Genomic DNA, 12044 nt, shown 5'->3' with positions numbered 1-12044 from the left:
CGCGGCTCGGCTCGCTGAAACGCCCGGTTGGTTATCCAATCGGGCGTTTTCGTTTTAAAGCCCAAACGCCGGTCTGCTATTCGGGCGCACAAGGCCGCGCCATTCCACCATTCCCAGGTTACAAATGCGACCCCTACCCAAGGCAGTTCAGGCGCCAGGGGCAGTGGGGGAGAAATGTTTTACTAAGGGCAAATAAATCAATAATTGTTGTTAAAAAAGCAACAAATGACGCTTAAAATGCGTTTAATAAGTAAGGAAACGAATTTATAAACAGTCACTTAGCCCTTATTCAGCGATGAAAAAGCAAGCCCGCTCCGCCGCCCAAAACACTGCCCGCCCCGATGTGTACCAGATTGTCACCGACCGGGTAATTGAGGCCCTCGAAGCTGGTCAAATTGTTTGGCGCAAGCCCTGGCACGCGGCCTACGGCTTGCCCCGCAACTACGTGAGCGGCCGGGCCTACACCGGTATCAATGCTTTTCTGCTGCACCTGGTCGGCGGCACGCCGTTCTTTCTCACATTCCGGCAGGCCAAGGAGTTGGGCGGCAACATCCGCAAGGGTGCCAAGGGCATGCCCGTGATTTATTACAACGTCACGACCCGCACCGACAAGCAAACCGGCGAGGAAGAGAAAACGCCCTTTATCAAATACTACACGGTCTTTTCCGTGGACGACGTGGAAGGCGTGGACATCGTCCTGCCCGAGCAGCCCCAGGACCGGGCCCACGAGCCCCTGGCCGCCGCCGAAGCCCTGGTAGCCGGTTGGGCGACGTGTCCCCGCATCGAGCACGGCGGCGCGCAGGCCTACTACGCCCCCGGTCCCGACTTTGTACAAGTGCCCCGCCCGGAAACCTTCACCAGCGGCGAAGCCTACTATTCTACCCTGTTTCACGAGCTGACCCACGCCACTGGCCACGCCAGCCGCCTGGACCGCCCCGACCTAGCCGAAGCCCTGCGCCCGAGCGGCCGCGCCGGATACGCCCGCGAGGAGCTGACCGCCGAGATGGGCGCTGCCTTTCTCTGTGGCCACGCCGGACTGGACCCCGGTGCCACGCTGGACAACACGGCCGCCTACCTACAATTTTGGCTGGAGCAGCTGCGCGGGGACAAAAAGCTGGTGGTGCAGGCCGCCAGCCGGGCCCAGCGGGCGGCGGAAATGATACTAGGCAGCCAGGCTCCCGAGGATGCCGAGCCCGACCCGCAACCGACCCCCGCCAGCCCCGCCCCTGCGGCTGAGGTCGTGACCCCTGACGAGGCGCAGCCGGCATCCTGCGGAGAAACCGGGGCAGTACCGGCCCGCCCGGTGCTACCCACGCTGTCGCCGGTGATTTTGGGGCAGGAAACCTTGCCTTCCCTGACTACGGTGGTCGTGGCCACGCAGCGCATAGAGCTGACCCGCCTGTTGGAGCACCCCGCCTTTACCGATGAGCAGCGCCGCACGGCCACGGGCCGCATTCTAGCCGAAACGGACCCCGCCCGGCTGGGCCGCTGGTTGACCAACATCATGCAGCGGGTGGCCGAGTGGGAAGACCAAACCCTGGCCGAGGAGGCGCGGCAAAACCCGCGCCCCTACCCGCATGACGAGTGCTAACCCCTAGCCGCTGCTTATATCTTCTTTCATCGGCGGGGCCGGGGGCGGTGGGGTACCGTTCCACCGTCTCCGGTCCTCCCCCATGCTTCCTTATCGGTTCTCTATGCGTGCCTCCCCTCCCCTACCGCCCACCGATGCCCCGAAGCCGGCGCGGCGTTTTACCGACCTGCTTCGCCACGGCCGCTACACTTTCACAGAGCGCGAGTTGATGGAGCACCTGCGGATGACTTACCGCACCATCAAGCAGCGCGAGGCCGACCCGTCCACGCTCACCATCGCCGAGCTGCTGCGGGTTGCAAACCTACTAGATGAGCCTGTTGAAGATATTCTCGCGGTAGTGTTATCCGAAGTCCAAGCAGCCAGACTTAGCGAGGGTGAACAAACTATTCAGTAGGTACCTGCTTAGTTTCGGTGCTTTGGTCACGCATACAGGAAAGACATATGTACGAGTCCTCCTCGTATACTTCCCCAGTGTCCTCATCAGTATCTCCTGGTTCATCTAAATAGATGACGTTGCCCTTACAGGGCTCACCTTCAGTTGGAACACAGTCCTTTCTTTCGATTTCGAAATACTCACGGCATACTAGGCACTCTAGACCTGTAGAATCTGGAGCATTAGGTGAAAGAAAAGCCCATTTTCCTGAGGGGTATTCTTCTACAGTTCCATCCCCTCTGACCAAGACCCCATCTCTAGCAGAACAGTCAGGGCAATGATACCTTCTTGACTTTAAGTCGATTTTAAAGTGATTATTGAGTTCTCCTCTACCAAGAATTCCTTCTAAATAGGCGATGTGGATGTATTGCTGAATTTCTTCAAACTCCAATTCCATATCACCTACGTCATGTCCCGGATGGTTATAGAACTTATCTAACACTGATTCCCAGAAGCTGTCTTGGCCCAGCAGGTAGGTGAAAGTCCAAAGAATCAGCTTTAATACGTCTTCTGGAGATATTTCTTCCCCTCCTATGCTATGGACAATCTTGTTTCTTTTAACCCTGATGTCTTCAAAATGAGCTACAAAATTTTCACTTATTGAACCGGCTTGAATGCAAGCATAGAATGTTCGCAGCAGGTCATTCCCGGCGATTGTATAAAGGTCTGTGAAGCTCTCGTCTCCGCTATTAGGAAGGGTCTTCCATTCCCCCCTCTTCTGGTCTATGAGTAGAAGCGGGGACTTTCTTGCCACCTCAGATTTAAGCAGAAGTTCAATGCCCTGATGTATTAGAACAATCGATGTTCTTAAGACGATTTCATGGTATTTCCAGATGTCGCCCCTGTCTACACCCGGACGCATCTCGCTGTTATCGACAGTGTAAATACCCTTGTATGCTTGGATTAAGCACTCAATGCCCACATTCTTGTAGTCATCTGGCTGTGGAATTGTTGTCAGCATACTTTGCGGAATACATTATGAATCACCCCCCCTTCCCTACTTGCCTTTGGCAGGCGGGCCGTGCTGCAGGTAGTAGTTAACCGCTTCATCGACCAGCTCTTTCAAGTACACCCGCCGGCTGTGGTGCATGAGCTCCTCGTGGATGTAAGCCAAGGCGGCCCGCTGGGTTTCCCCCTCCAGGCGAATTAAGGAAGGTTGCAGTCCCACAGCCCCACTTTCCGCCGGTGCCGGTGCTTGTATCTTGGGGGGGCGGCCCCTCCCCTTGCGGGCTTCCGGTGCTACAGCGGCCAGCTGCGGCTTGGCTACGGGCTGAGCGGCTGGCGCTGGTACTGCTGCTACTGCCGGAGCTTGCGTTACGGTCGGAGCGGCCACCACCACCGGCTCTGGCGCTGGTGCTGGTTCAGGGGCTGCAACGGGTGCCGCGGCTGCGGCCGCTGGCTCCGGGGTGGCTGGGGCCGCCGGCATGTGGCCGGGTTGCCCGCGCAGCATGGACATTTTCTCGTCCGTGGAGATTTTCAGGCGTTGAATCTTGGCCATTACGATACGAGTTCAGAGGTGAGTTGGGCGCGGGCAATCAGTTCGTCGCACAGGGCGCGCACTTCCGCTTCCACGGCAGCATCGGCCCCCACTGCCCGCCGGTAGGCCGGGTTGAGGTAGCTGTAGCGGGTTGAGAGACGCTTGTAGCAGCCGAGCTGGCGCAGCGAGGCCTGCAGGCGCGGCAAGCCCAGGGCATCGGTGAATTCGTCCATGTCCTTTTCCTCTTTCAGGTTGGTACGATGCGAGTGCACGCCGAAGAACTGGAAGTCCAGCCCCTGCTCCCGCGAGAGCCGGGAAATCTCCTGCAGCAGCTGCATAAAGGAAATCGTAGCCAGGCGCTCGGCGTCGGAGGCACCCACGGGCACGAGCACCACGTTGGCGCCGCTGAGCACGTCAATCATGGCCGTGTCGTCTGAGCGGCCCGGCACGTCGATGAACACCACGTCGTAGTCGTCGCTGACTTCATCAAGCCGGTCGTACACCTGCCCCATGCCCACGGATTCCAGGGCGTAGGGAAAGGCCGGCTCGGCGAGCGTGCCGGCCAGGCGCTCCTGCTCCACGCTGGGCTGGTCGTTGGTGAGGCGCACCCCGGCCAGGGTTTGCTGGGAATCGGCATCGACCACGAGCACGCGGTAGCCATAGTCGGCCGCCAGAGCGCCGGCCAGTACGGTGATGAGAGTACTCTTACCAATGCCGCCCTTCTGGTTGGCAACGCAGATGATTTTCATAAAACGGGGGAACTAACGGGTAAAGCCGCAACGGGCGTTGGCTGGTTGCAAAATAAGCATCTTATTTCTCAGTTTTCAAACTTACTTGTAAACTTGTTTTTTTGTTTCCTAGAAAATAAAGCAATCATATTACGAGGAAATAAGCTACTTGATTTCTCGGATTACTTATTTCTTAGAAAACATAAAACAAAGGAAACAAAAATCATTGTTTACCAACTTCTCAGTAAACATTTATCAAAAGCTCTTAAGAAACTTATTTCCTAAAATCCTAAGAAACAAACCCGAATACGGGTCGTAAAGCGGCAGGGATGCAAGGTTATAGTTTCTATTTTCCTTGTTTCCTAAGAAATAATAAAAAGGGGTCATAACCTTCTAACTGCGCAGTACCGGTGCGGCAGGTCATACCGAACAAGCACCAGACTTAACCTCTCACTAGCAGAACAGCGTGCTCCAACCCAAAGCAGAATCACCACGGCCCACCGGGGGAGGCAGCGGTAGCCGAAATCGACCTAGTCAGCAAGCAATAAGCCTCACAAATGCCAATAGAGAAGGTAGCAGGGTAGTTAGCAAGAAGACTACCCTTTAATTGCGCTAACGCGCTGATTAAAGGGTAGTTATTTATCAACAGAGTTGATAAAGAATAAAATGAAGCTCTAAAACCTTAACAGACAGCAGCTAGCAGTTAAAAATTAGCTATGCAGGACCAAAAACCATCATCGTTGTCCCCGGCGAGCACGGGCCCGGCCGTGAAGCACCTTACGGTCAGCGGCCCGGCGCACCGGCTGGTAGGAGCGGAGTCGGCCCGGCTGGGCCTAACCCGCACAGAATACGCCGACGCAGCCATTCGATACTTTGCCGAAAGGAGCTTGAACCCGGTGGAAGCCCAGGCTCGGGAAGGGCAGCTCATCATGGCGGAAGTGAAGCGACTAGGCGACCGGGTATTCTCCTACCTGCAGGAGCAGGAGAGGGGCTTGCTGCTGGAAATGGTGCGTTCCCAGCTGCGGCAGCAAGCCGTGCAGGAGCAGACACTGCGAGTCGTGGAGAATTTATTGGCCCCGGAAGGAGGGGAGACCCTGCATAAAATCCAGCGCAAAAATCAGGAGCGTATTGCGGAAGCTACTGCCGCTGGGATGGCGGCCCTGAACATTAAGTCGCTGAATAAACAGCCTGGTAACGGGAAATAATGCCATGCACGCCAAGCTAATTAACCCCAAAGCCAGCGGCAAGAAAGCCTATAATAACCAGGGCAGTGCGGCGCAGGCCTTAAATTACCTGACCCACGAGGCCCGGCAAAACGGCCAGGAAGCGCACTTCTTTGACGGGCAGCGGGAGGCACTGGACCGGGAATTCGTACTGGCGGCGCTCGATAACAACGTGAAGGGACTGCGGGCCAGCGAGGCCAATTTCTACTCCCTGGTTCTTAGTCCCAGTCCGGAAGAGCTGGCCCACATCGGGGGCGGTGATGAGGCGAAGCTGCAGGCTTACACCCGGGAGGTGATGGCGGCCTACGCGGCGAACTTCCGCCTGAAAGATGGTGGGGCAGTGGGCAAAGAAGACCTGGTGTGGGGCGCCATTATTCACCAGGAGCGCACGCACCGCGGCACCGACCCGGCCGTGAAGGAAGGGGAGGCCAAAACGGGCCAGCCACGGCCCGGCCTGCAGGCCCATATCCACGTGGTGGTCTCGGCCCGGGACCGGAGTCAGCGCGTCACGCTCAACCCCGGCGGGCGCGTGAGCCGGTTCAGTCTGCGCGACTGGCAGGAGGAGGCCCGGGTGCAATTCGAGCGGCAGTTTCAGTACCAGGGTCCGGCCCCAAAACGGAAAGAGGCCCCCGCCGTTTCCGCGCCCAACCCGAAACGCAACGCGCGGATTGCAGAGCGTGTCGAGCAATTAAACCGGCAGGCGGACCCAAGCCAGCGCCTGGAGGCGGAGCGGGTGCAGCGCATCGCGCAGGCCCGAGGCTACGACCCCATTTTCTACGACCGGCTGCGACGGCTGGAAGACCGGGCCCGGCAAGGGCAGCCGCTGGACAACGCCTACCACCTATTGGCCACGGGGCGCGAGGAGCCGGCCCGCTCCGGTACCGGGCACCAGGTGCGGCAGGCCCTGCACAGCCTGCACCAAGTCCTGCGCGCCAACAGAGGCCCCGAGCACGTGATAACCGAAGACATTGGCGAGCCGCGTCGGCGCGGGCAGTGGGAAGCCGAGCTGTGATTCAATCAAACCCTACCCTTTAGCTAAACTCTGCATGAGCATGATGAGCGCCCCTCGGCAGCCGGGCAACCACCGCCTGACTGGCTTCTACGTCGGCCTGACCTTCCTTCTGATGGTGCTGGCCGGCGGCGAGTACTACTTTCTGACCCACCCGGACCTGGTGGCGGGGGCCGCGTCCGCTGCGGGCCCGAAAGCGGACTTGGGCACCTCGATTACCACCCGGCTGCTGGGCGGGCTGGGGAGCTTCTATCGGCGCTACGGCCTACTGGTCCGCGGTGCGGTGCTAGTAGGAGGGGGGCTGCTGGCCGTGCTGTTGAAAATGCCCCCCGCCCGGCCCGGGCAGCGGCGCTGGCAGCCCACGCAGCTGCAGCTGCGGCGCGTGCAGCTGGCGGCCGCGGGAGTGGGTTCACTCAGCGGGACGCTGCTGCTGGCCCTGGCGTCGTTTTCGGCGGGCGTTATCGCCTGGCTTTACCCCACGGCCGCCGGGCTGGTACTGGGCGCGGGCCTGGTTGCGGGGGTGGTGCGAGCCCTGCACAAAACCGAGCGGTTTGGGCTGCGCACCGAGCGCCAGCAGCAGCAGTCCGAGCACGGCTTTAGTTTGGCCACGACCGACGGGGGCTGGATTAACATTCCCAACCCGTTCCGGGGCACGCTGGTGCTGGGCGGCGCCGGGGCGGGCAAGTCGTATTCCATCGGTGAGCCTTTGATTGAGCAATTCACCGAGAAGGGCTTTGCCGGCCTCATCTACGACTTTAAGTTTCCAGTGCTGGCCGAGGCCGCGCAGAAGGCTTTTGTGCTGGCCGATGCCAAAGCCAGGGCGGCCGGGCAGGAGCCCGCTCAAGTGCAGCTGCACATCATCAACTTTAAAGACCTGGAACGCAGCGAGCGGGTGAACCCGCTGCGGGCCGACAAGATGCCGGTGGTGGCGTACGCCAACGAGTACGCCCGCGCCATCATGGCCAACCTGAACCCGGAGAGCATCAAAAAGATGGACTTCTTTGACACCAGCGCCAACGCTTTTCTCACGGCCATCATCTGGTTTTACAAGAAGAACTTTCCCACGTTCTGCACCCTGCCCCACGTGGTGAACACGGCCCTGCACCCGGACTTTACCCACGTGCTGAGCATGCTCGACTCGGACCCCGAGTGCGGGGATATGGTGCGCTCCATCACTACGGCCGTCAAGCAGCGGGCTGAGAAGCAGGTGGCCGGCGTCATTGCCTCGCTGCAGATTGTGCTCACCCGCATCAACTCGCCGGAAATTGCCTGGGTGCTCACGCCCGACGAGGCGAGAGGGGAGGGGTTCAGCCTGGAGCTGAACGACAAAAAAGCCCCCAAGGTGCTGGTGGTGGGCAACGACCCCACGCTCAAGGAAACCTTCTCGCCGGTCATTAGCTGCATCGTGGCCGTGGCCCTGAAGCTCATGAACCAGCAGCACAAGCACCCGAGCTACGTGTTTCTCGACGAGGCCGCCACCATCTACGTGCCCAACCTGGAGGTGATACCGGCCACGGCGCGCAGCAACAAGGTGGCCATGATTTACATGACTCAGGATTTGAGCCAGATGATTGACGCCTATGGCCGGGAGAAGATGCAGGTGATGGTGAGCAACCTCAATAACCAGTTTTTCGGCAAGGTCAACTCCCTGGAAACTGCCAAATTTGTGTCGGAGCTTGTGGGCAAGGAAGACCGGGAGATGGTGTCGGCCAGCCTGGGCCGTAGCCAAAGCGGCGGCGCCCGCGGCGCGGGAAGCAGCAGCAACCAGAGCGTGAGCTGGCAGGAACGCAACCTGGTGCGCCTGCAGGATACCATTACGCTGGAGACCGGCGAGTTCATCGGGCAGACCGTGGAAACGGAGCAGCCCTTTTTCCAGGGGAAAGTGGCACGTCAGGCCACGCCGGGCAGTTACCCGCTGCACCCCTTGGCCACGTTCGAGGGCGGGCCCGCGCCGGTACTGGAAGCGGCACCAGCAGGGGAGGAGCCCAGCCGGGACTGGCTGAGCCAGCGCCGGGCGGCGCGGCAGGCCGGGAGCCAGCCCGCAGCCGAGGCGGTCGGCGCCCTGCAGGCCGTCATTCAGGCCAACTTTGCCCTGATACGCGAGGACGTAGCCGGCATTGTGGGGCAGTACGCTAACACCCTCAAGCCGGGCCAGATGCCGGACAATGAGCCCATACTTTAGGCGGCATTTGAGGCACCTTCAGGGCCGATTTTTTGTTAATTAAATGCCTCTATTTCCTCCCATTTACGTATTTTGCATGATGGAAACGCCCGCCTATCCGACCCCGCAGTTTGGCCCCCGCGAGCAGACCCGCGAGCAGCGGCAGTTTATCATCAGCCAGTCGCTGGGCATCACCCGCAGCCAGGGTTCCTACGAAGTACCGGAGTGGCAGGCCGCGCTGCACGAGCAGTACATAGCTGGGCTCGTTGACTTGGACTACGTGGGAGCGCGTCACGACGAATACCGCGCTCAGCTCATCGCGAGCCAGGCGCATGCCGCCGCGGTAAGCAAGTAATTCTTTTTCGTGACACCTCAGCCCGGCCACCAGCGCCGCGCGGTTTTGCCCCGGCGTTTCTCGGTTGCCGAGCGCCGGGCACGGCACGCCTATGACTGACCGCTTCACCAATCCGGAAACCGGCGTTTTCTACAACCGACTCGGCCTCACCGAACCTGACGAGCTGGACCGGGAAACCAAGCGCCTTTCCCTGCGCCGGCTCTCGGAGTTGGCCGCCGGCCGCGGCCCGCAAGGCGACAGCTTCGATGCCGCGCGGCTGCGCGCGACGCACCAGTACCTGTTCCAGGACACGTTTGAGTGGGCCGGACAGACCCGCCGGGAGGGTGCTTTTCAAGGGGTCAAAGCGGCCGATTTGCCGGGCATGGAGCGGCCCATGCACTTCGCGTCCTACGAGCGCATCGACGAGCGCCTCAACGCGCTTGGTGAGCAGCTCAAGCAGGAAAACAACCTTAAGGGCTTGCCCACTTCGGCCGCCTTTGCCGAGCGGGCGGCCTACTACTTTGACCACTACAACCACGTACACGCCTTCCGCGAGGGCAACGGGCGCACCCTGCAGGCCGCTTTTAGTGAGCTGGCGCAGCAGGCGGGCTATCGGGTTGACTTTAGCCGGGAGCACGAACTGCTCAACCCCGCCCGGGACCAGGGCATTGTGAGTATGCACGGAGCGCCGCACCGCGAGAAGGACTTGCAGGCCCTACGCGACTTGTTTGCCCGCAACACCACGCCCCTGCCCGGGCCGGAAGCCGAGGCGGCTCGCCACCCCAGCCAGGCCCGCCCCCTGCCTGACGGACCGACCCCCGCTGTCCGGCAGATAGAGCAGCTGCGCGAGTTGGTGGCCGCCACCCCGGCCCTGCAGCAGTTGGTGGCCGGTGTGGACTACCGGCGCAACCAGCGCGCGGACGCCTTGCTGAGCCAGGTTCTCGACATCGACCGCAACCCGCCGGCGGGCATGGCCCAGCATGGAACCGGCCTGCAGCAGCTGCTACAGGAGGTCGTACAGGACAAACGCTTTCAGGACCCGCAGTCGCAGCGCGAGGCGGCGCGCTTTGGAGTCGCGCTAGCGGTCTTGCAGCTCCCGGAGCCAACGAAAGCCCTGGTGTCCCCGCCGGCTTTGCCTACTACTGCACCACCGCCCGCGGGGACAGCCGCGTTTGTGCAAGCCGCTAAGCGGTTGGTCGAGGGACTGGAGGAACAGGGCTACCCCGGGCCGGCCGATTCCTTGTCGCGGGCAGCCAAGGCTGTCGAGAAATCCTCCTACCTGGGCGGCGCCAATTTGCAGGCGGTGAGCGAGGCTTTAACTAGGGCGGAGAAGATACCCGCACTGACCGACGACGCGACTGCCCTGCGTGGTGCCGGGCGCAGTTTGCAGGAAACACAGCGGAGTGTAGCCCCACCAGCGCCGGGCCGGGACAATGATGGCCCCGAACGGTAAGCACCCGGTATTCCCATACTCAACCTTTCGACCCGTTTATGAATCTCTACATCGAAGCCGAGTACGAAGCAGCCAGCTGGGAGCTGGAGCAGCTACTGGACCAGTGGCCGCAGCAAGCTGAGCGCACGCTGACGCTATTGGCGGCGATTGAGGAGTTCTTTCGGCAGGGCGCTTGCCACTGGCCCACGCCGGAGCCGCCGCGTCTGCCCAAAGGTCCGATTGATGAGGCGCGTCGGGCTAGGGCCTGGGCCCACCGCGAAAATCCTGCTTTGTCCCGGCAGTATCTGCTCAACTTGGCTCAAGCCAAGGAGGCCTTAGCTGCCCGGGAAAACTAGGTGCGTGAAGAGTAGTCTACACTCAACCGCAGCTAATGGCTACCTTGGCACCGATGAAGGATGATGAACTCCAGTTTCTGCAGGAACAGCTTGAGGCTACTGAATTGCTACCCTGTGCCACCTGTCGACAGGAGACGCTACACGCCCATGTGGAGGTGCTAGAGCGGTATGCTCACGCTACGGAGTTACTGATGGAATGCACCGCTTGTGGTACCCGTCGCTCGTGGATGCAGCTGGAAATGTCGGAGTAACAGTTTTGCTATACCACCAAATAGTGGGCGACAAAAGGAACCGATTTCAAGCCTGCTAGCGTAGGCCCTGCATTTTCAGGAAAAGGCCTCCCGGATTCTTGGTAGCCTTGATTTTATCGGTCTTCAGCTTGTAGATGAAGGCAAACAAGGCATCCACGTGCTTGGTCGACTGCAGGATGTCCTGCACCAGCTTAGGTTCGGCAATACCTAGGGTTTCCAGGTGCTTGCGGGCCAGCTGCACCTTGGCGTCATCCGCCTCCAGCTCGAAGGGGATGGGCAGCTGCTGGGGGACCTGGGTGTTGACGTAGAACTTGATGCTCTGGAAGGAGCGTCCTTTCTTAAGCAGCTCGTACTTGATGCGCAGGTCGGTGTGCTCGTTTATCTGCGTCGTGGCCACGTCGAGCACGTACTTCTGCAGCGAGGAAATCTGGGCGTACTGCTCGGGCTCCTTGCCAGCGGGGTCCTTGAGCTTGAGCATGCCCTTGAACTCATCCAACGAGTAGGTCTTGGTTTCGCCTATGTCCTTCCACTGCGAGGCCAGCTGGTAGATGCGCTTGGCGTACTTGCTGCTCAGGCTAAAGGCCGCCTGCAGCCGGTAAGACGTGAAGTTGCTCTTCAGGTCAATCAGGAAGGGGCGCATGCGCTCGGATATCTCCAACTCAATGGTGCCCTCGCCCTTGCGGTACAGCGCCGAGGCCAACAGGCTTACCTGCAGCAGGGTCTTGCCGGTCTCGATGTGGTAGACCCGGCTGTTGAGGTTCTCCGTGGATTCGAGCAGCTGCTTGTAGTTCCAGGTGCGGCCGGTCAGCTCCATGAGCTCCTGCACCCGGATTTCGTAGATGGTGCCGGACTTGTCCTGTTTGGTGAGCTTGGAGAGCAGCGAGAAGACGATGTCCATCTCGCAGGCACTCATCTCGTAGCGGGCCGTCGTCAGCGCGTTATGCTGCCGAATTTCTATCGGGACGGTGGATTCGGGCGCGGCCATACGCAGCTACTGTGGTGAAACAAAGCAAACATACGGCTTAAATCGGAAACTAATAGAGCCAAAT

Annotated in this window: 11 protein-coding genes; 8 read left to right on the top strand and 3 right to left on the bottom strand. The window is 60.2% G+C overall.

What is annotated here, in order from left to right; translation table 11 throughout:
* Positions 1 to 295 precede the first annotated feature (295 nt).
* Positions 296 to 1591 carry an ArdC family protein gene (locus JAO73_RS19920; protein ID WP_198979022.1) on the top strand — a complete coding sequence of 432 codons (1296 nt, stop codon included), beginning with the start codon at positions 296 to 298 and terminating at the stop codon, positions 1589 to 1591.
* A gap of 103 nt (positions 1592 to 1694) precedes the next feature.
* Complete coding sequence (locus JAO73_RS19915) at positions 1695 to 1985, top strand: hypothetical protein (protein WP_198979021.1); 291 nt, start codon at positions 1695 to 1697, stop codon at positions 1983 to 1985.
* Here the strand turns inward: JAO73_RS19915 and JAO73_RS19910 are convergent.
* On the bottom strand, positions 1975 to 2985 hold the full coding sequence (locus tag JAO73_RS19910; RefSeq protein ID WP_198979020.1) for a hypothetical protein: 1011 nt from the start codon (positions 2983 to 2985) through the stop codon (positions 1975 to 1977). The two genes, JAO73_RS19915 and JAO73_RS19910, sit on opposite strands and share 11 nt — an antisense overlap.
* 536 nt (positions 2986 to 3521) lie before the next feature.
* A complete protein-coding gene (locus JAO73_RS19905; protein ID WP_198979019.1) occupies positions 3522 to 4250 on the bottom strand; it encodes a ParA family protein in 729 nt (242 codons plus the stop codon).
* A gap of 695 nt (positions 4251 to 4945) precedes the next feature.
* Here JAO73_RS19905 and JAO73_RS19900 point away from each other — a divergent pair.
* From JAO73_RS19900 to JAO73_RS19875, 6 genes are all read left to right on the top strand, one after another.
* Positions 4946 to 5434: a hypothetical protein gene (locus JAO73_RS19900; RefSeq protein WP_198979018.1), complete on the top strand. Its 489-nt coding sequence runs from the start codon at positions 4946 to 4948 to the stop codon at positions 5432 to 5434.
* 4 nt (positions 5435 to 5438) lie between these two features.
* On the top strand, positions 5439 to 6464 hold the full coding sequence (locus JAO73_RS19895) for a DUF5712 family protein (RefSeq protein ID WP_198979017.1): 1026 nt from the start codon (positions 5439 to 5441) through the stop codon (positions 6462 to 6464).
* Between the two features lie 40 nt (positions 6465 to 6504).
* Positions 6505 to 8643 carry a TraM recognition domain-containing protein gene (locus JAO73_RS19890; protein ID WP_198979016.1) on the top strand — a complete coding sequence of 713 codons (2139 nt, stop codon included), beginning with the start codon at positions 6505 to 6507 and terminating at the stop codon, positions 8641 to 8643.
* Between the two features lie 76 nt (positions 8644 to 8719).
* A complete protein-coding gene (locus tag JAO73_RS19885) occupies positions 8720 to 8977 on the top strand; it encodes a hypothetical protein (protein ID WP_198979015.1) in 258 nt (85 codons plus the stop codon).
* 91 nt (positions 8978 to 9068) lie between these two features.
* Complete coding sequence (locus tag JAO73_RS19880) at positions 9069 to 10409, top strand: Fic/DOC family protein (protein WP_198979014.1); 1341 nt, start codon at positions 9069 to 9071, stop codon at positions 10407 to 10409.
* Between the two features lie 38 nt (positions 10410 to 10447).
* Positions 10448 to 10744 carry a hypothetical protein gene (locus tag JAO73_RS19875; RefSeq protein ID WP_198979013.1) on the top strand — a complete coding sequence of 99 codons (297 nt, stop codon included), beginning with the start codon at positions 10448 to 10450 and terminating at the stop codon, positions 10742 to 10744.
* Positions 10745 to 11050: 306 nt separating this feature from the next.
* On the opposite strand, the gene JAO73_RS19870 is transcribed toward JAO73_RS19875, so the two are convergent.
* A complete protein-coding gene (locus tag JAO73_RS19870; protein ID WP_198979012.1) occupies positions 11051 to 11980 on the bottom strand; it encodes a replication initiation protein in 930 nt (309 codons plus the stop codon).
* Positions 11981 to 12044 lie beyond the last annotated feature (64 nt).

The organism is Hymenobacter miniatus (assembly GCF_016427455.1).
Taxonomy (GTDB): domain Bacteria; phylum Bacteroidota; class Bacteroidia; order Cytophagales; family Hymenobacteraceae; genus Hymenobacter; species Hymenobacter armeniacus.
The sequence above is the reverse complement of the archived record's forward strand: the minus strand, read 5'-3'. Positions and strand labels throughout refer to the sequence as shown.

Coding starts and splice junctions, on each gene's coding strand:
- JAO73_RS19900 (WP_198979018.1), top strand. CDS start 4,946: ATGCAGGACCAAAAACCATCATCGTTGTCCCCGGCGAGCACGGGCCCG.
- JAO73_RS19895 (WP_198979017.1), top strand. CDS start 5,439: ATGCACGCCAAGCTAATTAACCCCAAAGCCAGCGGCAAGAAAGCCTAT.
- JAO73_RS19920 (WP_198979022.1), top strand. CDS start 296: ATGAAAAAGCAAGCCCGCTCCGCCGCCCAAAACACTGCCCGCCCCGAT.
- JAO73_RS19905 (WP_198979019.1), bottom strand. CDS start 4,250: ATGAAAATCATCTGCGTTGCCAACCAGAAGGGCGGCATTGGTAAGAGT.
- JAO73_RS19875 (WP_198979013.1), top strand. CDS start 10,448: ATGAATCTCTACATCGAAGCCGAGTACGAAGCAGCCAGCTGGGAGCTG.
- JAO73_RS19870 (WP_198979012.1), bottom strand. CDS start 11,980: ATGGCCGCGCCCGAATCCACCGTCCCGATAGAAATTCGGCAGCATAAC.
- JAO73_RS19880 (WP_198979014.1), top strand. CDS start 9,069: ATGACTGACCGCTTCACCAATCCGGAAACCGGCGTTTTCTACAACCGA.
- JAO73_RS19885 (WP_198979015.1), top strand. CDS start 8,720: ATGATGGAAACGCCCGCCTATCCGACCCCGCAGTTTGGCCCCCGCGAG.
- JAO73_RS19910 (WP_198979020.1), bottom strand. CDS start 2,985: ATGCTGACAACAATTCCACAGCCAGATGACTACAAGAATGTGGGCATT.
- JAO73_RS19890 (WP_198979016.1), top strand. CDS start 6,505: ATGATGAGCGCCCCTCGGCAGCCGGGCAACCACCGCCTGACTGGCTTC.
- JAO73_RS19915 (WP_198979021.1), top strand. CDS start 1,695: ATGCGTGCCTCCCCTCCCCTACCGCCCACCGATGCCCCGAAGCCGGCG.